The organism is Bradyrhizobium rifense, assembly GCF_008123425.1.
GTDB classification, from domain to species: domain Bacteria; phylum Pseudomonadota; class Alphaproteobacteria; order Rhizobiales; family Xanthobacteraceae; genus Bradyrhizobium; species Bradyrhizobium rifense.
The window spans coordinates 1-21,653 of sequence record NZ_VSSS01000046.1 but is presented as its reverse complement, the minus strand read 5'-3'; the positions used below and the strand labels follow the sequence as shown (position 1 = coordinate 21,653).

Genomic DNA, 21,653 nt, shown 5'->3' with positions numbered 1-21,653 from the left:
GCAACGTGACTGCGGGCGCTTGACAGTTGAAACACTCCGCGCGCAAATTCTTACACTAAGTAAGAATGACGACAGGGATGGAAATGCCGGAGCAGCCGAGAAGTCGGCGGCAGACGCGTGCTGCCATTTTGACTCATTTGCTCCAATCCGGCGGCTCGTTCCGGCCGCCGCTGGCAAAAGCCGTGCGCCTGTCCGAGGCGAGCCTGTCGCGCATCCTGTTCGACCTGAAGGCCGAAGGCCTGATCGAGGAAGTGCGGCGCCCTGCCCCTTATGTCGGTGGTCCGACGGGTCTGGTGTCGCTCGACCGCACGGTGGCGCTCGCGGGCCTCGAGCTGACCGGCCAGTGGCTCGGCCTCGGCGTTGGCGGCCTGTCCGGGGAGCTGCATTACACCGAGCGGATGCCGCTGCCGAAGAAGCCCACCGTCGACTCCGTCGGCCGCGTGTTTGGCGAAGCGCTGGCCCTGCTGCGCGACTGGACGCGCCGGCGCCGCATCAGGCTCGCGCAGGTCGGCGTCGCCGTTCCGGGCCTCGGGCGGCTGAGCGAGTTCGGCAACCCGATCATTCCCTGCGACGTCGGACGTATCGGCGACACGTTCGGCGAATTGTTCGCGGGGGTGCCGGTCAATTTCACCAATTCGGTGGTGGCGCACGCCACCTTTCACCGTTGCCGCACCGAGAACTATCCGTTCAGCGATGCGCATCTGTTCGTCTTCGTCGGCCAGGGCGTCGCCGGCGCCTGGATGGATGATCCGATCGAGGACGACGCGCTCGACCCGGTGGAGCTGGGCCACATGGTGTTCGGCGCTGACGGCCCGCGCTGCCGCTGCGGACATCACGGCTGCGTCGAAGCCTATACGTCGCTGCCGGCGCTGGCCGAGCTTCTGCGCATCACCGAAGCGGAATTGGTCCGGCTCGGCAGTGAATGGGTGACCACGATCCCCCTCACATCGCGGGTGCGCCAGGAACTGCGCCAGCGCCTCTTCAGGCTTGGCCTCGCCATCGGCAACACATTGAACGTGAAGCCATGCCGCGGCGTTGTCGTCAGCGGCTGGCCGTCGCTGCTCACCGAAGACGATCGAAAGGCTGTCATCGACGGGATCGACTCCTGCCTGCTGGGCGGCCGGAAACTGGCGCAGGTGTCGCTCGCCTTCGTGCCGCCCTCGGTGGGCAACGATCCGCAGGCCGCACTTGCCTTCGCCGCGCTCTGCCTGACCAGAGGCGGCGGCATGCCGGCCGCATCGACGGAGGCCGCCTGACATGACTTAAGCCGCGTGCGGCTCGCCCACGCCAAGAACAGCGCAAAACAGCGCAAAGAACATCAAACCGGGAGGAACTTGCCATGCCGATCACAACAACAAGGCGCCGTCTGCTCGCTGGATCTGCCGCCGCGCTCGCGCTGCCGGCCTTTGCCCGGGCGCAAGGCGCAGTCAAACCGCGCCTGACTGCAATCTCGCAATGGTCCGCAGGAAGCGATGGAGCTGCGATCACCGCGCTCGGCAAGAAGTTCGAGGAGAAGGGTGGCGTCTGGCAGCACTCGCCCGTCCCCGGCTTCACCACCGAGATGATGAACAAGCTGCGCGCCCAGATCATCGCCGGCGATCCGCCGGCCTGCTCCCAGCTCAAGGGCCCCGAGATTGCGGCCTGGTCGAAGATTGCGCCGACCGTCGACCTCGACGCCGTTGTCGCTGCCGCCGGCTACGAAAAGGTCGTCGCGCCGGACCTTGCAAAATTGCACAAGCCAGGCGGCAAGTGGATTGCCCTGCCGTTGCAGATCTACAGCACCAACATGCTGTTTCTCTCTAAACGCGCGATGGATAAAGCCAAGGCCGACAAGCCGCCCGTGACCTGGGCCGACTTCAACGACCTTGCCGAGAAGATGAAGGCCGCCGGGGTCACCTTTCCTGTCGCCAACGGTGGCACCCGCGCCGACGATGGGCAAAAATTCGAGGCCTCGCTCGCGGGCATCAGTCCTACCGCATATCGCGCAGCCGCCATGAATCTCGACAAGAAGGCCCTGGAGGGCCCCGAGATGAAGGCTGCCTTCGTACAGATGCGCAAGATCACCAACTGGATGGACCCCAATGTCGGCGCCCAACCCTATGCCATCAATCTGAAGCGCTTCGTCGATGGCGACATGGGCATGTTGATCATGGGCGGCTGGGCGCAGGGCGTGTTGAAGAACGCCGGTTTCAAGCTCGACGACTTCGTCATCGCGCCGGGCCCCAGCGACAATGGCAATCCGGTGTTCCTGCTGAATGCCGATGCCTTCATCTTCTGGCAGCGCAAGGAGCCCGATCTGCAGGCCGGTCAGGCGTTGATGGCTCAGCTCGTCATGGATCCGGCGATCCAGACCATGTATTCGCAAATCACGGGGTCGATCCCCGTTCGCACCGATGTCGATCTGTCCGGTGAAGGCTGGTCGGATGGTCAACGGCGAACTGCAGCCGCACTCAAGGACGCTGTCGCCAACAATCAGGCCGTGCTGAGCCTTGCGCACAACATGGCGCAGGAGAACGGCCTGACCGCTGCGATGATCGACGTGTTCACCGAATACGCGAAGAACAAGACGATCAAGCCGGAGGAGGCGGTCACCCGCCTCGCCGAGGCGGTCGAGGGATCGCGTTGAGCAACGTCGTCTCGACAGCCGCGCGGCCGGCGACATCCGAGATGGTGCGCCGGCTGCCCGAATATCTGATGATCTGGGTGCCGCTGCTGTTGTCCGCAGCGCACCTCATTTCGTTTTCGATCTGGACCATCTGGATTTCGTTCACGCCATCCACCCTTATTCCGGTCTCGGGCTGGGTGGGTTTGCGCAACTACAATGCGGTCCTGGCGTCGCGGAACTGGCAAATCGCCTTCGACAATCTGCTGCTGTTCGGCATCGCCTTCGTGCTGCTCAGCTTGATCACCGGTCTCGCGCTCGCGATCCTGCTCGATCAGCGCATTCGCGGCGAGAACGTGCTGCGGACCATCTTCCTGTACCCCCTGGCGGTGTCGTTCGTCGTCACCGGCACGGTCTGGAGCTGGCTGCTCAATCCCGGTATCGGGATCGAGAAGCTCATCCATGACCTCGGCTGGAGCTCCTTCCACTTCGACTGGCTGGTCAACCGCGACATGGCGATCTGGACCATCGTCATCGCTGCGATCTGGCAATCCTCGGGCTTCGCCATGGCGCTGTTCCTGGCCGGCCTTCGCTCCGTCGACACCGACATCATCAGGGCCGCCCAGATCGACGGCGCGGGACCGATCCGAACCTATGTGCGCGTCATTCTGCCGACGCTTTGGCCGATCACCATCACCGTCGTCGTGGTCCAGCTGCAGTTCGCGATTTCGGCCTTCGATCTCGTCCGCGCGCTCACCAATGGCGGGCCAGGCATCGCGACCCAGCTCCCGGCCCTCGTCGTCTACGATTTGATGTTCCAGCGCAGCCAGCTCGGCCGCGGAGCAGCGGCGGCAGTGCTGATGTTGCTCATCCTTCTCGCCGTGCTGCTGCCCTATGCGGCGTGGCGCTATGTCCAGCGACGGCAGGCCACCCATGCGTGACCGCAGCTTCGCCCCGAGCCGCATTCTGATCTATCTCGTCGTGACATTGTTCGCGGCCGCTTATCTCGCGCCGCTGGTCGTCGTCGTGCTGAACTCGCTCCGGACCAATGAGGAGATCGCGCAGGGCTCGATGATCGGCTGGCCGCAACATTTGGCCTGGGGCAACTACGCCCTGGCCTGGAGCGGCTTTTGCATCGCCGAGACCTGCGCCGGCATCCGGCCCTACATGCTGAACTCCGCGCTCGTCACGATCCCTGCGACGATTTTCTCCACCCTGCTCGGTGCTGTCGCCGGTTACGCCGTGTCGCTCTGGCGTTTTCGCGGCGACAACTGGATCTACGGCATCGTCACCCTCGGTCTCTTCCTGCCCCAGCAGATGCGCCTGCTGCCCTGGACCATCGTGTTGCGGGACATCGGGCTCATCAACACGCTATGGGGCCTCGTGCTGATTCACACGATCCAAGGGCTCTCCTTCACCGTGCTGTTCTGCCGGAACTACTATATCGCCATTCCGCATGAACTGATCAGGGCGGCACGGATCGACGGCGCCGGGTTCTTCCGGATTTTCTGGCGCATCATTCTGCCGCTCTCGGCCCCCATCCTGATCGTCACGGTGATCTGGCAGTTCACCCATATCTGGAACGAGTTTCTCTATGGTGTGACATTCACGACAGGCCAGCAGCAGCCCGTGACGGCCGCGCTCATCGCGCTGTCGGCCGCGGTCGCAGATATCCCGCAACATGGCGTGCAGAGCGCCGCGGTGATCATCGCAGCGTTGCCCACTTTGCTGATCTATCTCTTCGGCGGCAGGTATTTCGTACGCGGCCTCACTGCCGGGGCGGTCAAATGATGGATGTGTCATGGCAGCTCTGAGCATTCGTGCCCTGTCGAAGCGCTACGCCAACCTGGAGGTGCTGAAGGGCATCGACCTCGACATCGAGAGCGGTGAATTCACCGTGCTGGTCGGGCCGTCCGGCTGCGGCAAATCCACGCTGCTCAACATCGTCGCCGGGCTCGATCGGGCCAGCGACGGCAAGATCGAGATCGGCGGACGCGTCGTCAACGACGTCCCCCCCAAGGACCGCGACATCGCCATGGTGTTCCAGTCCTACGCGCTCTATCCGTCGATGACGGTGCGCCAGAACATCACCTTCGGCATGGAATGCCGACACGTCGCCAAGGCGGAGCAGGAGAAGGCACTGGCGAATGTGGCCAAGCTGCTCCAGATCGAGCCCCTGCTCGGCCGCAAGCCGTCGCAACTGTCCGGCGGCCAGCGCCAGCGCGTGGCGATGGGGCGCGCGCTGGTGCGCGATCCCCTGCTCTTCCTGTTCGACGAGCCGCTCTCCAATCTCGACGCCAAGCTGCGGGTCGAGATGCGGATGGAGATCAAGCGGCTGCACCAGCGTATCGGCGCCACCATCATCTACGTCACCCACGATCAGATCGAGGCGATGACGATGGCAACCCGCATCGCCGTGATGCATCGCGGCGTGGTGCAGCAATTCGCCGACCCCGACACGGTGTATCGCTATCCGGCCAATCTGTTCGTCGCCCGCTTCATGGGCTCGCCGCCGATGAACACGATGCCGGCACGGCTCGAGGCCGACGCCGGCGGGCCTGTGGCGGTGATCGGCGCAGGCCGGCCGGACGAGGTGCGTCTCCGCCTCCAGGACTACGACGCAGCTGCGTCCTATGTCGGCCGCGAGGTGGTGCTTGGAATCCGGCCGGAATGCATCGCCGAAGGCGATCGCGTGTTCTCCGGCGCCACAGGTGCGCCGGTCATTGTCACCGCGCCTGTCGAGCTGGTTGAGCCCACCGGCGCGGAAACCATTGTCCTGCTGCGGCTTGGCGGCGAGCCCGCGCAGGCACGCATCTCGCCGGAGATCCGCCCGACGCCGGGCGGGACCGCCTCCTTCGCCCTCGATACCCGCCGCATTTGCCTGTTCGACCCTGAGACGGAGCGACTGATCGCATGACCAAGACGAGCTATGCCCACCTCGCGGACCGCGTGGTGCTGATCACCGGGGGCGCCAGCGGCATCGGCGCCGCCTTCGTGCGCGCTTTCGCCGCCCAGGGCGCTCGTGTCGCCTTCCTCGACATCGATACCCAGGCGGGCGAAGCGTTAGCGCACGAGGTGGCGAAAACATCCAGCCGCGCGCCGCTGTTCGTGCCCTGTGACCTCCTCGACATCGAGGCCTTGCGCGCCGCACTGGCAAAGGTGCACGGTTCGCTCGGCGATGCCGCCGTCCTCGTCAACAACGCCGCCAATGACCAGCGCCAGATGCTGGCCGACGTGACGCCGGCCGAATTCGACTGGATGATCGGCGTCAATCTCAAGCACGTCTTCTTTGCCGCGCAAGCCGTGGTACCGCAGATGCAGGCGCGTGGCGGCGGCTCGATCATCAACATGTCGTCGGTGGCCTGGATGCGCGGCGCACCGGCGCTGCCGGTCTACGCCGCGGCCAAGGCGGCGATCGTCGGCTTCACCAATTCACTGGGCCGCCGGTACGGCGCCGACCGCATCCGCGTCAACGCGATTGCGCCGGGAATGGTGATCACCGAGCGGCAGCGTCGGCTGTGGTTTCCCAATGAGCAGGCCATCACCGAGCTGCGCACGCGCCAGGCCATTCCCGATGCGGTGACGCCCGACGATATCGCCGACATGGCGCTCTACCTCGCCTCCGACGCGAGCCAGCGCATCACGTGCCAGTTGTTCCGGGTCGACGGCGGCCTGGCCTAGCTGCGCCGCCCCTTGCGCATCGTCGCGAGCACGATGTCGGCGGCGAGCACGCTCGGCAATTTGTTGCCGGTGGACATGATGGTGTCGAGCTGCGCGAAGGCTTCGACCTGTTGCTTGCGCATCGGCGTCTCCGTCAGCACCTCGGACAGTGCTGCGGCGAGCTTCTCCGGCGTGCAGTCCTCCTGCAGAAACTCGGGGATCACGTCCTTGCCGATCACGAGATTGGCGAGGATCACCGAAGAGACCTGGATCGCGCGGCGCAGGATGAAGGCCTCCATCGCGCCGACGCGATAGGCCGTCACCATCGGAATGCCCGAGAGCGCCAGCTCCAGCGTCACCGTGCCGGATTTTGCCAGCGCCGCGCGCGCGATCCGGAATGCGGCGCGCCTCTCGGTTTCACCGACCACGATCTGCGGCTTGACCGACCAGGTCGCAATGCCCCTGCGGACGGTGGCCTCGAGATGCGGCATCGTCGGCAGCATCAATTCGAACGCACGGCCCTCGGCCTGCAATCGCCCGAGCGCGGCGCCGAACAGGCCGAGATGGTGCCGGATCTCGCTGCGGCGGCTGCCCGGCAGCACCAGCAGCACCGGCGGCTCGCTGTCGCGCCGCTTTTGCTCGTCAAGGTTCGGGCGCAGCGACGGCAATTGCTCGATCAGGGGATGGCCGACATAGCTGCATGGCGGCCCTTTCAGCTTACGGTACTCCTCCGGCTCGAACGGCAGCAGACCCAGCACGTGATCGACATAGCCGAGCATCGCGCGCGCGCGGCCGGGCCGCCAGGCCCAGACCGAGGGCGAGACGTAGTCGACGACCGGGATCGCCGGATTCTTCGCGCGGACGCGGCGCGCCACGCGATGGGTGAAATCGGGACTGTCGATGATGACCAGCGCGTCGGGCATGGCCTCGATCACCGCATCCGAGGTCTCGCGGATCAGCCGCAGGATCTTCGGCAGTTGCTGCACCACCGCGGCAAAGCCGACGATCGACAGCTCCTCGATCGGAAACAGCGTCTCGAGCCCCTCGCGCGCCATGGTGCGGCCGCCGACGCCCTCGAACTGCACGCCGTCACCGAGGCGCTGGCGCAGCACCTTCATCAGCGCCGAACCGAGCCGGTCGCCGGACTCCTCCGTCGCGATCAGGAAGATCTTCCGTTTGGGATCGCGGGTCTGCATCACGCAGGCAGACCGACGACGAAGAGATATTTGGCGTCGGCGAGCCCGATCATCGCCTGCGGCTCGGCGGCAATGGTGTTGCCGGCGATGACGGCAACACCGGCAAGGCCGGCCTTGGCGACGCCCTCGATCGTGCGCGCGCCGATCGTCGGCAGATCGAAGCGCAAATCCTGGCCGGTCTTCGGCGCCTTCACCAGCACGCCACGCCCCGTCGCGGCACGGATACGGCCCTCCTCGCGCAGCCGCGCCACGCGCGCGAGCAGCGCATCAGTGCCCTCGATGTCCTCGACCGCCACCACATGACCGTCGATCACCACGGCGGCCTGACCGATGTCGAACGGCCCGAGCGCGGTGAGCACCGCGCGCCCGCGTTCGATGTCGCCCTTGGCATTGTCGGCCGGCCAGGCGCGGGTGATGCAGCCCTCGGGCATCAGCAGGTCGGGCGCGACATCCTTGATGCCGACCATGCGAAAGCCGCCTTGCTCGAGAATGCGCCCGACGCCCGACAACAGATGGTCGTCGCCGCCGCGGAAGGCGCGGATGACGTTACCGAGCAGCCGCAACGTCGTGACGTCGAACCGGATCTCTTTGAGCGAGGGCCGCACCAAGGTGCCGATGAAGATCAGGTCGCGGCAGCCTTCCTCGCGGAACAGCCGCATGGCGCGGCCGAGCTGACCGACCGAGATCCAGCGGTGGCGGAATTTCTCCACCTGCACCGGATCGCAGGCGCCCCGCAACGGAAACAGCACCGGCGTAATGCCGCGCGCGGCGAGCGACTCGGCAACAGCGAACGGCATCGCGCCGCCGCCCGCGACCACGCCGACCGGTGATGAAACCCCTGGAGCCGCCGATGTCATGTCCGCGGCCATCCCGGCGTCACTTCTCGATGGCGGGAAGACAGAGCGGACGCTTGCCCTTGCCGATGAAGCCGAGGATTTCGTCGATCGCAGGATCTTCGCTCTCAAGGGGCCGCGCCGCCTCCAGCCGCTCGGCGAAGGTGCCGGGGCCATGGAAGAGTTTTTGGTAGAACGAACGCACGGTTGCGAGGCGCTGCCTGGTGAACTTGCGCCGCTTCATGCCGATGAGATTGAGGCTCTCCAGCACGGCATATTGGCCGTTGGCGAGCCCGTAAGGAATGATGTCGTCGCGCACGCCCGAGAGGCCGCCGACCATCACATAGGGGCCGATGCGCGTGAACTGGTGCACCGCGGACAACCCGCCGATATAGACGGCATCGCCGATCTCGCAATGGCCACCGAGCGTCGCCGAGGTCGCGAAGATCGCGTTGTTGCCGACCATGCAATCATGGCCGACGTGGCTGTTGTTCATGAAGTAGCCGTCGTTGCCGACGCGCGTCTTCCCGCCGCCCTTGACAGTACCAACGTTCATCGTCGCGCCTTCGCGGATGGTGCAGCCGGAACCGATGTCGAGCGTGGTCGGCTCGCCCTTGTAGCTGAGGTCCTGCGGCGCGCCGCCGAGCACCGCGAACGGCGAGATCACGCAATTGTCCCCGACCGAGGTATGGCCGATGATTGTGACCTGTCCGATCAGCTTGCAATTGGCCCCGATCCGGGCGTTGCGGCCAATAATGCAAAAGGGCCCGATCTCGGTGCCCTCGCCGATCACGGCGCCGTCTTCCACCCGTGCGGTGGGGTCGATCTTACTCATCAAGAAGGTCTGACTATGTGTTGAACTTGCTCGGCTTTCCGGTGGTTAGCGCGACTGCGCCCGATCTGTCCAGTGACGTATGATCTCGGCGTATTTCAGAGACCGGCTGAGGATACCGCGCCGCTGCATCAACGACCTCATCCAACACTTGAACGGGTGGCGCGCCTCAATCAGTCGGTCAGCATCGCCCCGACATCGGCTTCGGCGACGACGGTGCCGTTGACCTTGGCGTCGCCGTGAAACCACCACATAGTCTTGCGGCGGCCGAGCGAGCGCATGTGATACTCGATGGTATCGCCGGGCAGCACCGGCTTGCGGAACTTGCACTTGTCGATGGTGAGGAAATAGACCGCCCGCGGCTTCTCCGTGCCCTCGACCGACTTGATGCCGATCACGCCGGCGGTCTGCGCCATCGCCTCGATCATCATCACGCCCGGATAGACCGGACGTTCCGGAAAATGGCCCTGGAAGGCCGGCTCGTTGAAGGTGACGTTCTTGATGCCGATGCCGCTGTAATCGGCCCGGATATTGATCACCCGGTCGATCAGGAGCATCGGAAAGCGGTGCGGCAGCGTCTGGAGGATCGCATTGATATCCACCAGCTCGAATTTCACAGGTGATTCCGCCGTCATTCCCGTCCCTCGTCCTTCGGATCGGCCTTGCTGTCGCGTACCAGGCGCTCCACCGCGATAATTTCCTTGAACCATTGTTTGGTCGGCTTGGCAAAAAATCCGCCCCAGCGACCGTTCGGCGGGATGTCGTCCTTGACCCCGCTCATCGCGGTGACCTGGGCCCCGTCACCGATCTTGAGGTGATTGTTGATGCCGACCTTTGCTCCCAGCGCCACGTTGTCGCCGATCGTCAGGCTGCCCGCGAGCCCGATCTGGGCCGCTAGCAGGCAGTTCCGGCCGATCGTCACATTGTGGCCGATCTGGACCTGATTGTCGATTTTGGTGCCCTCCCCGATCACGGTGTCCCGCAGGGAGCCGCGATCGATGGTGGTGCCGGCGCCGACCTCCACATTGTTCTGGATCAGCACACGGCCGGTCTGGGGCACCTTCAGATGGCCCTCGGGGCCGAAGAAGATGAAGCCGTAGCCGTCCTGGCCGATCGAGCAGCCGGGGTGGATCAGCACGTTGTTGCCGATCAGTGCGCACTGGATGGCCGTGCGGGCGCCGACATTGCAGTCCCGCCCGATCTTGACGCCCGGACCAAGAACCACGCCGGCGCCGATCACGGTGCCGCTGCCGATCTCGACATCCGGACCAATGACGGTCAGCGGCTCGACGATGACGTCGTCCTCCAGCCGCGCTGACGGGTCGATGATGGCCGATGGCGCAATGCCGTCATTGCCGAACCATGACTGTGGACGAAGCGCATCGCCGTGCCATTCCCGGGCGATCCCGACAAAGGCGCGGAACGGCTGCGCCGCCCGCAGCACGGCCACATGCGCGGGTACCTGGGCCTCGAAGCGCGGGCTCACCAGACAGGCGCCAGCCTTGGTCGCCTTGAGCTCATCGGCGTATTTGAGGTTGTCGAAGAACGCCAGATGCATCGGGCCGGCTTCGTCCAGCGAAGCAAGACCCGTGATGACATGATCGCCCCTGACAGGGTCGACCAGTTGCGCCTTGGTCAGCGCGGCGATGTCGGCCAGCGTTGAGGCCGGCGGTTTTCTGAAGAAGGTCGGCTGCGCCATTCCACCCCGTCGCGGTCCGGCTTCGGCATGAAGCGGCAAGGCCGCATCATGCCTTATCTCATGGATTTATCACGATCTTTTTGGCGACCGGCCCCGGGACTTCCTAGGAGGAATTCCCAAGGGGGCCGGATCATGCCCCGCTGATCGAATTAGAACGAGGTGCCGCCGCCGAACCGGAATTCCTGCGTGCGGTCATTCTTGCCCTTGGTGAGCGGCACTGCGTAGTCGAAGCGCAGCGGACCGAACGGCGAAGCCCAGATCAGACCGACACCGACCGACGAGCGGACCACATTGCCATTGTCATACACCAGGCCGGTACAAGTTCCAGCCGTGGCCGGGCTGGTGGTCGATGGCGTACAGTTCGAGTTCTTGGTCGTGGTCATTTCGTTGGTCAACGACCACGTCGTCGGGCCCTGATAGTCGAAGAGACCGCCGGCGTCGGCGTAGACAGCGCCCTTCAGACCCACTTCCTTCGGAAGGAACCAGAACGGCATCTGCAATTCCAACGAAGCGCCCCAATATTTGGTGCCGCCGAGCGCGTCCTGCGTACCAAAGGGATTCAAATCGCGCGGACCGATGCCGTTCGGCGCAAAGCCGCGGACGAGGTTCGGGCCCATCTGGAAATGATCCAGCATGCGCAGATCGGTGCTGCCGACCTTGTTCAGGATGCCGCCCTGGAGATGGACGAGACCGACAAGGTCCGACACCAGCGATTGGTAGTACTTCGCATCGGCCACGGTCTTCAGGTAGGAGACGTCGCCGCCGACGCCGGCGAAGTCCTGCCGGAAGTCGATGAGCAGGCCGTCGGTCGGGTTCTTGTTGTTGTCCAGCGTGTTGTAGGTCAGCGTGTAGCCAAGCGCCGAGGTCAGCGTCTTGCCGTTCGCCAGTTCCTTGCGCACCGGGAGCGACGCTTCACCATCGCCGTAGCAGCCGAGGCCGTTGGTCGAGGTCAGGTCGATCGGCGGAATCTGCGTGGCGGCGAAGGCCGGGCTCGGGTTGAACGCCGACGAACCGAGGACGTTGTTACAGTTCGCCAGATTGGACGGCAGCTCGATTTCCTGCTGGTAGATCGAGTAGCGCAACTGGAGCGACAGGTCCTCACGCAGGGCGAAGCCGAGGCGCGGCGAGAAGCCCAGCGTCTTGGTCCCGTAGGAGATGTAGTTGTTGGACAGCTGGGTGCGCTGATAGAAATCCAGGCCCAGCGCGACGCGGTAATCGAGCAGATAGGGCTCGACGAACGACAGCGAATAGCCGCGGGCGTACTGGCCGTAGGTGACCGACGCCTTGGCGAACAGGCCGCGGCCGAGCAGGTTGCGCTCGGAGACCGAGACTTCGGCCAGCGCACCGTCGGTCGTGGAGTAACCACCGGAGACCGAGAAGTCGCCGGTCGACTTTTCTTCGAGATCGACGATCAGGACCACGCGGTCGCTGGAAGAGCCCGGCTCCGTCGTGATCTTCACGCTCTTGAAGTAGTCGAGGTTCTTCAGGCGGCGCTCGGCGCGATCGACCAGCGCACGATTGTAGGCATCGCCCTCGGAGAGGTCGAACTCGCGACGGATCACGTAGTCACGGGTACGCGTGTTGCCGCGGATATTGATGCGCTCGATATAGGTGCGCGGACCTTCGTCGATGTTGAACACGACGGAGACGGTATGCGCATCGAAATTGCGATCGCCGCCCGGACGCACCACCGCGAAGGCATAGCCGCGGCGCGAGGCCTCGATCTGCATCTCCTCGACCGACTTCTCGACCGATTCGACGTTGTAGAGCGAGCCGACATTGACGCGCGAGAAGCTGCGCAGCGAGCTCGCGTCGAAGTTCGGGATGCTGGTGCGGAAATCGAGGCTGCCGACGCGGTACTGCTGGCCTTCCTCGATCTTGAAGGTGACGTTGAAGCCCTTCTTCTCCGGATCGTATTCGGTGAGCGCGGCGACGACCTGAACGTCGGCAAAGCCGTTCTTCAGGTAGAAGCGGCGAATCAGGTCGCGGTCGGCTTCGACGCGGTCCGGATCGTAGACGTCACCGCTTGCGAGGAAGCTCAGCAGATTCGATTCGTGCGTCTTGATGACGTCCTTGAGGCGGTAGGACGAGTACGCGTTGTTGCCGATGAACTCGATCGACTTGACCGAGGTCTTGGCGCCTTCGTTGACCGTGAAGATGAGATCGACGCGGTTGTTCGGCTGCTCGATGATCTCCGGGGTGACGGTCACGTCATAGCGGCCGGAGCGGCGATAGATTTCGGCGATTCGCAGCGTGTCCGACTGGACCATGGCGCGGGAGAACGTGCCGCGGGCCTTGGACTGGACTTCGGCGGTGAGCTGCTCGTCCTTGATCTTCTTGTTACCCTCGAACGCAATGCGCCCGATCACCGCGTTTTCCACCACGGAGACGACGATCTGGCCGCCGGGGCCGCGGTTGATCTTCACGTCCTGGAACAGGCCGGTTTCGATCAGCGCCTTGAGGCCGTCATCGATGGCGCCCTGATCGAGGTGACCACCGGGGCCGGCCTTGAAATAGGAGCGGATCGTCTCCACCTCGACACGGCGATTCCCTTCGACGGAAATCGACTGCACGGTCTGAGCGTGCGCAGACGAAGATACAAAAACAGCCCCAACCGGGGCAAACACCGGCGCGCCGAACATGATCAGGGTTGCAAGCAAGCCCCCCCGGAGTCGCAGTCCAAACTTCATTGCGCAACGCGCCCTTATCCACGTACCAGACCCAACCCCAAAGCCGGTCTGGGAGATTCCCCAAGTTCAAGCCGCTTGTAGCCAATTTAACCGACGCCGCAAACGGCCGAGCGCGCCGTAATTTCAATTTCATTCCAAGACGTTGCTCATCAGCAACGCCACAAAAAAGCCCCTATCAGGAAGCCGCCATCCGAAGGATGTCGTTGTAGGTCGCGAACACCATCAGCATCAGCACCAGACCGAGCCCGATTCGGAACCCCATTTCCTGGGTCCGCTCGGACAGCGGACGGCCACGGACGACCTCGGCCGCGTAGAACATAAGGTGGCCGCCGTCGAGCAGCGGGATCGGGAACAGGTTCAGAAGCCCGATCGAGACCGACAGCACGGCGCACAGATTGATCACAAACTGGAACCCGGCGCTGGCCGCCTGCCCCGACATCTTGGCGATGCCGAGGACGCCGCTGACCTCGTTCGGATTGCCCTGGCCGATGAACAGAGAGCCCAGGAACTTGAAGGTGCTGGTGATGATGAACCAGACCTGCTCGACCCCGATCTTGAGCGCCTCGCCGACACCGACCGGCGCGGTCGAGGCCTCACCGGCCTGGGACTTGTGCTCGACGCCGAGCACGCCGACGTGGTGGCTGTTGCCGAACGGATCCTTGCGCTCGAGCAGCGCCGGTGTCGCGGTCAGCGACACGATCGCGCCATCCCGCTTCACCTGGAAAGCCAGTGCCGAACCGGCGCTCGTCGCGACGATCCGCTGCATGTCGGCAAAGCTCTCGATCGGCTTGCCGTCGATCTGCACGACGATGTCGCCGATCTTGAAGCCGGCGGTGGCCGCAGCGCCGTCGGCGACGACGCCGTCCACGCGCGCGATCGTGCTCGGCTTGCCGTAATACAGGGCCATGCCTGCGAAAATAAGGGCGCCGAGGATGAAATTGGCAATCGGGCCGGCCGCGACGATCGCGGCGCGCGGGCCGACCTTCTTGTGGTGGAAGCTGCCGGCGCGCTCCTCCGCCGTCATGGCCGCGAGCGTTTCCGCCGACGGGGTCGAAGCTTCGCTCTCGTCGCCGAAGAACTTGACGTAGCCGCCGAGCGGGATCGCCGAGATTTTCCAGCGCGTGCCGTGGCGGTCGTTGAAACCAACCAGCTCAGGTCCGAAACCGAGCGAGAAGGTCAAGACACGAACGCCGGCCCAGCGCGCGACCAGGAAATGGCCGAGCTCGTGGAAGAACACGACGATGGTCAGGACGAACAGGAAAGGAACCGCGTAACCGAGGAGCCCATGGCTCAACATATTGAAACTATGGACGAAAAAGTCGATCATCGAATTCCCTCACCCAGCGCCGCTAGGCCCTGGCCCCGAACTACCTAGGATGCCTTTAAGGCAATTTGAGGCAATAGGGCGGCAGCTTTATTTCGCGAAACATGGTCAACGGATATTGCATCATCCGCTGAGGTCATGGGGCCCTGGTTCCCGCCCCGGATCCAGTCCTCCAGCGTCGCCTCGACCAGGCGGGCAATGGCGCCGAACCGGATCTTGCCGGCGATGAAAGCCGCGACCGCGACCTCGTTGGCGGCGTTGTAGACGGTGGTGGCCCCCTTGCCGTGCCGGAGCGAATCGAACGCCAGGCGAAGCCCGGGGAACCGCTCGAAATCCGGCGCCTCGAAGGTCAGCTGGCCGATCTTGGCCAGATCGAGTCTGGCCGCCGGTCCCTTGATCCGCTCGGGCCAGCCGAGGCAATGGGCGATCGGCGTGCGCATGTCCGGCGAGCCGAGCTGGGCCATCACTGAGCGATCCGAGAACTCGACCATGCCGTGAATGATCGACTGCGGATGCACCAGCACGTCGATCTCATCAGGCTTCAGTGCGAACAGATAGGACGCCTCGATGACCTCGAGCCCCTTGTTCATCATCGAGGCGGAATCGATCGTGATCTTCTGACCCATGCTCCAGTTCGGATGCTTTAGGGCCTGTTCGAGGGTCGCCTGCTCGATGTCGGCCGGCTTCCAGGTGCGGAACGGGCCGCCCGACGCGGTGATGATGACGCGAACCAGCTCGTCGCGATTGCCCGATGCCAGCGCCTGGAACAGCGCGTTGTGCTCGGAATCGGCCGGCAAGATACAGGCGCCCGCTTTCGCCGCGCGCTGCATGAAGAAATCGCCGGCGCAAACCAGGCATTCCTTGTTGGCGAGCGCGACATGCGCGCCGCGATCGACCGCAGCCAGGGCCGGCTTCAGTCCGGCCGCGCCGCTCACCGCCGCCATCACCCAATCGGCCGGACGCGCGCCCGCCTCGATCACCGCGCTTTCGCCGGCGCCGCATTCGGTGCTCGTGCCCGCAAGTGCGGACTTGAGCTCGGCAAGCTTGGAGGCGTCTGCGATCGCGACGAAGCGCGCGGAAAACTCCTTCGCAAGCTTCGCCAGCGCTGCGACATTGCTGTTCGCGGTCAGGGCCTCGACGCGATAGCGTTCGGGCGAAGCGCGCAGCAGATCCATCGTGCTGTCGCCGATCGAGCCGGTGGCACCGAGCACCGTGACGCTGCGGATGGCGGCCGCAGCCGGCTTGTTATTACGCAAAGGGACTGCGCTCATATCCTCACCAAACCATAAGACCGCTTCCGGCGCTATGCACACCATGGCGGAGGAAGCCGATAATCCATGCCACCAGGATGGCGGCGACAAAGCCGTCCAGGCGGTCCAGAAGTCCGCCATGGCCGGGAATTAAGTGACTGGAATCCTTGACGCCGAAGCGTCTTTTCACCGCGGATTCGAACAGATCGCCCGCCTGCGAGACCACCGAAAGGATGGCGCTGACGAGCAGCAGCGGAACCGCTTTTCCGATGCCGAATGCGGCAAACCCGGCGGCAACCGCAAGGCTCGCGGCGAAACCGCCGAACGCGCCGGCCCAGGTCTTCTTCGGGCTGACGCGCGGCCACAGCTTCGGTCCGCCGATGCCGCGGCCGGCGAAATAACCGCCGATATCGGTCGCCCACACCACGAGCAGCACGAACATCAGCGCGGCGAAGCCGTGCGCGAGATCCTTCCGCACCAGGATCGAGGCGAGCAGCGCCGCCGCTGCATAGGCGAATCCGGTCGCGGCCCAGACGAACTTGCCCCGCGCAATCAGCGTCACGATCGCACCGCCGACACAGCCGGTGACGACGGCGGTCTTCAGTGCGCCGAAGGCAACGCAGGCCCCCATCATGGCGATGACGATCGTCCCTGCCCCGGTCAGCGCAGCGGACCCCGCCCCCACCACCATCAGCCATTCCGCGAACAGCCCGATCGACACCAGGGTGACGAGCAGCGCCCACAGCCAGCCACCGGCGTAAGCGACCGCAATGGTCAGCGGCGCCAATACCAGCGCTGCGAGGACTCGCATCAGGAAATTGCTCGGGGCGGGCTTCGCGCCCGCTACGTCGGCGCCGGGTTCGCTCACGAGGCGGTTTTCGCGACCAGGCCGCCGAAACGGCGCTCGCGCCTGGCGAATTCGGCGATCGCGCCTTCGAGCGCCGCCTTGTCGAAATCGGGCCAGTGCAACGGCACGAACACAAGCTCGCTATAGGCGGCCTGCCACATCAGGAAATTGGACAGGCGCTGCTCGCCGCTGGTGCGGATGATGAGATCGGGGTCGGGAATGTCGGGCGCGTCGAGATGGGCGCCGAGAGCATCGGCGTCGATCGAGGCAGGATCGCGCCTGCCGTCCGCGACTTCGCGCGCGAGCTTTTGCGCCGCTTTCGCGATCTCCTGCCGCGAGCCGTAGTTGAAGGCGACGACGAGCGTGAGGCGCGTGTTGTCGCGCGTCAATTCCTCGGCCTCGTTCAGCAGCGCGCAGATGTCGCCCTCGAGCCCGTCGCGCTCGCCGATGATGCGAACCTTGACGCCGTCGCGATGCAGGCTCGCGAGATCGTTGCGGATGAAGCGCTTGAGCAGACCGAAGAGATCGCCGATCTCGCTCGCCGGGCGCGACCAGTTCTCCGAAGAGAACGAGAAGATGGTGAGATAGCGGATGCCGAGCTCGTGCGAGGCACGCACCACGCGGCGCAGTGCCTCGACGCCGCGGCGATGCCCCTCCGCGCGCGGCAGACCGCGCGCGGCCGCCCAACGCCCGTTGCCATCCATGATGATGGCGACATGCGCAGGCGCGTCGGACCGGTCTGGTCCTTCCGTTGCGGGCGCGGCGGCGTTGGACATGGAGGCGGCCTCAAAGCATGATCCGGAAGAATGCGAAGCGGTGTTCCGACGGGATCATGCGCGAACAATACCCCAAAGCGCGATGATGATCGCTCATCGCGCCCTAGACGGTGAGGATTTCTTTTTCCTTGGCGGCCAGCAGCTGGTCGATCTCGGTGATGATGCCGTCGGTCACCTTCTGCACCTCGTCGGCGTGACGCTTCTGATCGTCCTCCGACATCTCGTGATTCTTCTCGAGCTTCTTCAGAACATCGAGACCGTCGCGACGGACGTGGCGCGCCGCCACCTTGGCGGCTTCGGCGTATTTGTGCGCGACCTTGACCAGCTCCTTGCGGCGCTCCTCGTTCAGCTCGGGAATGCGCAGGCGCAGCACCTGGCCTTCGGTCGCCGGCGACAGGCCGAGATTGGAATCGACGATCGCTTTCTCGACCGGCTTCACCATCGACTTGTCCCAGACCTGCACCGAGATCATGCGCGGCTCCGGCACGCTGACGGTGGCGAGCTGATTGAGTGGCATGTGACTGCCATAAGCCTCGACCTGCACCGGATCGAGCATCGAAGCCGACGCGCGGCCGGTACGCAGGCCGCCAAGCTCATGCTTGAGCGACTGGACCGCACCCTGCATGCGGCGCTTCACTTCGTTGAGATCGAAATTACCCGTGGCCATCACGTTTCTCCTTCAATATCCCGGCGACCTCACCGCGCCCTTCCCTCGGGGGCGCCAAATGAGCCGTCAGCCGGCGACGATTGTCCCGTGGCCGGCGCCGCGTAGAATCGCGCCGATCGAACCGGGCTCCGCGATCGAAAATACGATGATAGGCAGCGACGTCTCGCGGGCAAGTGCGAAGGCGGTCGCATCCATCACCTTGTAGCCGCCCTCGATGGCCTGCGAATGCGTCAGCCGGTCGAATCGCGTGGCGGACGGGTCCTTCTTCGGATCGGCCGAGTAGACGCCGTCGACGTTGGTCGCCTTCAGCACCGCCTGGGCGCCGATCTCGGCGGCGCGCAGCACCGCCGTCGTGTCAGTGGTGAAGAACGGATTGCCGGTTCCGCCGCCAAGCAACAGGATCCGGCCCTCGGCGAGATATTTGTGCGCCGCGGTGCGGGTGAACAGCTCGGAAATCTCGGGCATGACGAACGCCGAGAGAGCCCTCGCCGGCGTGCCCTTGCGCTCGATCGTCGCTTCGAGCGCGAGGCAGTTCATCATGGTGGCAAGCATGCCCATGGTGTCGCCGGTCGGGCGCGACACGCCGCGGGAGGACACCTCGACGCCGCGAAAGATATTGCCGCCGCCGATCACGACCGCAACCTCGGTGCCAAGCTGACGGGCGGCGATCAGATCGTCCGCAACCCGGTCCATTGTCGCTTGATCGATGCCAAAGCCTTGCTGTCCCGCGAGGTATTCGCCGGACAGCTTAATCACGACGCGACGATAGACCGGATCAGTCATGAGCACTTTCCTCGTCCGGGCGCCGCTTCCGGCGGCACGCCGGAAGGAACGTTCCGGCGCTTACTTCTTGCCGCTAGCCGCCGCGACCTCAGCCGCGAAGTCCGATTCCTGCTTCTCGATTCCCTCGCCGAGAGCATAGCGCACGAAGCCCGCGATTTTCACGGCGCCGCCGACCTTACCTTCGGCTTCCTTCACCGCCTGCGCCACCGACTTGCCGGTGTCGTGGATGAAAGCCTGCTCGAGCAGGCAGACTTCCTTGTAGTAGGTCTTCAGACCGGACTCGACGATCTTCTCGATCACGTTCTCCGGCTTGCCCTGCTGGCGATATTTGTCGGCGAGGACGTCCTTCTCGCGCTTGACGACGGCCGGATCGAGACCGGACGGCTCGAGCGCGAGCGGGTTGGTGGCGGCGACATGCATCGCGATCTGGCGGCCGAGCGCTGCGAGCTCGTCGGCCTTGCCGGGCGATTCCAGCGCCACGATCACGCCCATCTTGCCGGCGCCGTCGATGACCGCACCGTGGACGTAGCTCGACACCACGCCCTGGCTCACTTCGAGCGAAGCGGCACGACGCAGCGTCATGTTCTCGCCGATGGTGGCGATCGCGTCGTTGATCGCGGCTTCCACCGTGACGTCACCGATCTTGGCGGCCTTGATCTTCTCGACGTCAGCGCCAGCGTCGAAAGCGACCTGGGCGACCATCTTGACCAGGCCCTGGAACTGGCCGTTACGCGCGACGAAGTCGGTCTCGGAATTGACTTCGACCACGACGCCCATGTTGCCCTTCGTGAGCGCGCCGATGAGGCCCTCGGCCGCGACGCGGCCCGACTTCTTGGCGGCCTTGGACAGGCCCTTCTTGCGCAGCCAGTCCTGCGCCGCTTCCATGTTGCCGTCGTTCTCGGTCAGCGCGGCCTTGCAGTCCATCATGCCTGCGCCGGTGGACTCGCGCAGATCCTTGACCATCGCAGCAGTGATCGTTGCCATCGTTGAAAATCCTTCTTGCCTGCCGGTTCGCCGCGGCGCGGCTCCAATCGCCCCGCCGCGGTCCATCTCAGGAATTCGCGTCAACTGAATGAAATGGTGGCCGGATCCTATCCGGCCAACCGATCGCTCTTTTTGACTATTCCGCTTCCGCGGTCAGCGCCTTGGCCTTGGCCACCCAGGCATCCGCCCGGCTCGGCAGACCGACTTCTTCGCCGATCTTGTGCGCGGTGTCGTGGTCGAGCTCGGCGAGCTGCCAGAAGTGGAAGATGCCGAGGTCGTTGAACTTCTTCTCGATCGCACCCGACACGCCCGGGAGCTTCTTGAGGTCGTCGGCGGTGCCGCGCGGACCGGCAAGGCCCTGGAACCCGCTCGCTGCCGCCGGAAGCTCTTCAGCGACCGGCCGGCTCGACGCACCGATATCGATGCCCGAATCACCCTGGGCCCGCGAGATGCCGTCGATCGCCGCACGTGCGATCAGATCGCAATAGAGCGCGATGGCGCGGCCCGCGTCGTCATTGCCCGGCACCACATAGGTGATGCCCTTCGGGTCCGAATTGGTGTCGACGATCGCAGCCACCGGGATGTTGAGCCGCTGGGCTTCCTGGATCGCGATGTCTTCCTTGTTGGTGTCGATCACGAAGATCAGGTCGGGCAGACCGCCCATATCCTTGATGCCGCCGAGCGAGCGATCGAGCTTGTCGCGCTCGCGCTGAAGCGTCAGACGCTCCTTCTTGGTGTAGGAGCTGGCATCGCCGCCGGACAGCACGTCGTCGAGATGGCGCAGGCGCTTGATCGAGCCGGAGATCGTCTTCCAGTTGGTCAGCGTGCCGCCGAGCCAGCGCGAATTGACGAAATACTGAGCGCAGCGCTTGGCAGCGTCCGCGACGCCGTCCTGAGCCTGGCGCTTGGTGCCGACGAATAGGATGCGGCCGCCCTTGGCGACGGTGTCGCTCACCGCCTGCAAGGCGTTGTGCAGCAACGGCACGGTCTGGGCGAGGTCGACGATGTGGATGTTGTTGCGAGCGCCGAAAATAAACGGCGCCATTTTCGGATTCCAGCGGTGAGACTGGTGACCAAAGTGCACGCCGGCTTCGAGGAGCTGACGCATAGTGAAATCGGGTAGTGCCATCGTTCTAATTCTCCGGTTGGTTCCTCCGGAAGCGTGTGAGCAAGTCGGAGCGTTGTCGCCCCGGCTGCCACCGGACGGCCTTGTGAGCCATGCTTCCGTGTGAGATGCGGCGCTGTATAGCGCCATTTCGGCCAGAAGCAAGGAAATAAGGGCCTTTCGGGGCTTTTACCGCCCGCGAAAGGCCCATTCCGTCAATTCCCACCTGACCGCTAGCACTTTGGCTGGTTGGGCGGGCATTTTTTCGGGGCCGGAGCCGCAGGACGCGGCGGCGGGGGGGCTGGACGCGGCGGGGCTGCGGCCACCCGGGGCGGTGGTGGCGGCGCCGGGCGGGCCACCGGCGGCGGCGCGGGCCGGGGAGCCGCGGCGACAGGCGGGCGTGGT

The 21,653-nt window shown here is 64.8% G+C and carries 20 protein-coding genes; 6 read left to right on the top strand and 14 right to left on the bottom strand.

Annotated features, from left to right (window positions below):
* Window positions 1-77 precede the first annotated feature (77 nt).
* The 6 genes from FXB40_RS28850 to FXB40_RS28825 all read left to right on the top strand — a co-directional run bounded on the left by FXB40_RS28850 (window position 78) and on the right by FXB40_RS28825 (window position 6,283).
* Window positions 78-1,256 carry an ROK family transcriptional regulator gene (locus FXB40_RS28850; protein WP_187437213.1) on the top strand — a complete coding sequence of 393 codons (1,179 nt, stop codon included), beginning with the start codon at window positions 78-80 and terminating at the stop codon, window positions 1,254-1,256.
* A gap of 83 nt (window positions 1,257-1,339) precedes the next feature.
* A complete protein-coding gene (locus tag FXB40_RS28845) occupies window positions 1,340-2,626 on the top strand; it encodes an ABC transporter substrate-binding protein (RefSeq protein ID WP_148775507.1) in 1,287 nt (428 codons plus the stop codon).
* Between the two features lie 41 nt (window positions 2,627-2,667).
* Window positions 2,668-3,543 carry a carbohydrate ABC transporter permease gene (locus FXB40_RS28840; protein WP_148775550.1) on the top strand — a complete coding sequence of 292 codons (876 nt, stop codon included), beginning with the start codon at window positions 2,668-2,670 and terminating at the stop codon, window positions 3,541-3,543.
* A complete protein-coding gene (locus FXB40_RS28835; protein ID WP_187437212.1) occupies window positions 3,536-4,393 on the top strand; it encodes a carbohydrate ABC transporter permease in 858 nt (285 codons plus the stop codon). The genes FXB40_RS28840 and FXB40_RS28835 overlap by 8 nt, the downstream gene beginning before the upstream one ends.
* A gap of 10 nt (window positions 4,394-4,403) precedes the next feature.
* Window positions 4,404-5,519, top strand: coding sequence for an ABC transporter ATP-binding protein (locus FXB40_RS28830; protein WP_148775505.1), 1,116 nt, complete (start codon window positions 4,404-4,406; stop codon window positions 5,517-5,519).
* Window positions 5,516-6,283 carry an SDR family NAD(P)-dependent oxidoreductase gene (locus FXB40_RS28825; RefSeq protein ID WP_148775504.1) on the top strand — a complete coding sequence of 256 codons (768 nt, stop codon included), beginning with the start codon at window positions 5,516-5,518 and terminating at the stop codon, window positions 6,281-6,283. The genes FXB40_RS28830 and FXB40_RS28825 overlap by 4 nt, the downstream gene beginning before the upstream one ends.
* On the opposite strand, the gene lpxB is transcribed toward FXB40_RS28825, so the two are convergent.
* The 14 genes from lpxB to FXB40_RS28755 form a co-directional block, all read right to left on the bottom strand.
* A complete protein-coding gene (gene lpxB, locus FXB40_RS28820) occupies window positions 6,280-7,461 on the bottom strand; it encodes a lipid-A-disaccharide synthase (RefSeq protein WP_148775503.1) in 1,182 nt (393 codons plus the stop codon). The two genes, FXB40_RS28825 and lpxB, sit on opposite strands and share 4 nt — an antisense overlap.
* Entirely contained in the window at window positions 7,458-8,315 is an 858-nt protein-coding gene (locus FXB40_RS28815) for an LpxI family protein (RefSeq protein WP_187437211.1), read from the bottom strand. The genes lpxB and FXB40_RS28815 overlap by 4 nt, the downstream gene beginning before the upstream one ends.
* Before the next feature lie 19 nt (window positions 8,316-8,334).
* Window positions 8,335-9,126 (bottom strand): acyl-ACP--UDP-N-acetylglucosamine O-acyltransferase, encoded by a 792-nt coding sequence (lpxA, locus tag FXB40_RS28810; protein WP_148775501.1) that lies wholly within the window; start codon window positions 9,124-9,126, stop codon window positions 8,335-8,337.
* A gap of 170 nt (window positions 9,127-9,296) precedes the next feature.
* Window positions 9,297-9,758, bottom strand: coding sequence for a 3-hydroxyacyl-ACP dehydratase FabZ (gene fabZ / locus FXB40_RS28805; RefSeq protein WP_128966488.1), 462 nt, complete (start codon window positions 9,756-9,758; stop codon window positions 9,297-9,299).
* Window positions 9,755-10,822 (bottom strand): UDP-3-O-(3-hydroxymyristoyl)glucosamine N-acyltransferase, encoded by a 1,068-nt coding sequence (gene lpxD, locus FXB40_RS28800; RefSeq protein ID WP_148775500.1) that lies wholly within the window; start codon window positions 10,820-10,822, stop codon window positions 9,755-9,757. Before lpxD ends, fabZ begins: the two co-directional genes overlap by 4 nt.
* A gap of 149 nt (window positions 10,823-10,971) precedes the next feature.
* Window positions 10,972-13,512, bottom strand: a complete 2,541-nt coding sequence (bamA, locus tag FXB40_RS28795; RefSeq protein ID WP_148775499.1) for an outer membrane protein assembly factor BamA — start codon at window positions 13,510-13,512, stop codon at window positions 10,972-10,974.
* A gap of 175 nt (window positions 13,513-13,687) precedes the next feature.
* On the bottom strand, window positions 13,688-14,839 hold the full coding sequence (gene rseP / locus FXB40_RS28790; RefSeq protein WP_148775498.1) for an RIP metalloprotease RseP: 1,152 nt from the start codon (window positions 14,837-14,839) through the stop codon (window positions 13,688-13,690).
* A 44-nt stretch (window positions 14,840-14,883) separates the two neighbouring features.
* The gene (dxr, locus tag FXB40_RS28785; RefSeq protein ID WP_148775497.1) at window positions 14,884-16,107 is read right to left on the bottom strand and encodes a 1-deoxy-D-xylulose-5-phosphate reductoisomerase; all 1,224 of its coding nucleotides are present in this window, start codon (window positions 16,105-16,107) and stop codon (window positions 14,884-14,886) included.
* A gap of 4 nt (window positions 16,108-16,111) precedes the next feature.
* Window positions 16,112-16,897, bottom strand: a complete 786-nt coding sequence (locus FXB40_RS28780; protein WP_187437217.1) for a phosphatidate cytidylyltransferase — start codon at window positions 16,895-16,897, stop codon at window positions 16,112-16,114.
* Window positions 16,898-16,950: 53 nt separating this feature from the next.
* The gene (locus FXB40_RS28775) at window positions 16,951-17,709 is read right to left on the bottom strand and encodes an isoprenyl transferase (protein WP_148775495.1); all 759 of its coding nucleotides are present in this window, start codon (window positions 17,707-17,709) and stop codon (window positions 16,951-16,953) included.
* 103 nt (window positions 17,710-17,812) lie between these two features.
* A complete protein-coding gene (gene frr, locus FXB40_RS28770; protein WP_148775494.1) occupies window positions 17,813-18,376 on the bottom strand; it encodes a ribosome recycling factor in 564 nt (187 codons plus the stop codon).
* 66 nt (window positions 18,377-18,442) lie between these two features.
* The gene (gene pyrH / locus FXB40_RS28765) at window positions 18,443-19,159 is read right to left on the bottom strand and encodes a UMP kinase (RefSeq protein WP_148775493.1); all 717 of its coding nucleotides are present in this window, start codon (window positions 19,157-19,159) and stop codon (window positions 18,443-18,445) included.
* A gap of 60 nt (window positions 19,160-19,219) precedes the next feature.
* Entirely contained in the window at window positions 19,220-20,143 is a 924-nt protein-coding gene (gene tsf, locus FXB40_RS28760) for a translation elongation factor Ts (RefSeq protein WP_148775492.1), read from the bottom strand.
* Window positions 20,144-20,279: 136 nt separating this feature from the next.
* Window positions 20,280-21,272: a 30S ribosomal protein S2 gene (locus tag FXB40_RS28755; RefSeq protein ID WP_148775491.1), complete on the bottom strand. Its 993-nt coding sequence runs from the start codon at window positions 21,270-21,272 to the stop codon at window positions 20,280-20,282.
* Window positions 21,273-21,653: the final 381 nt, after the last annotated feature.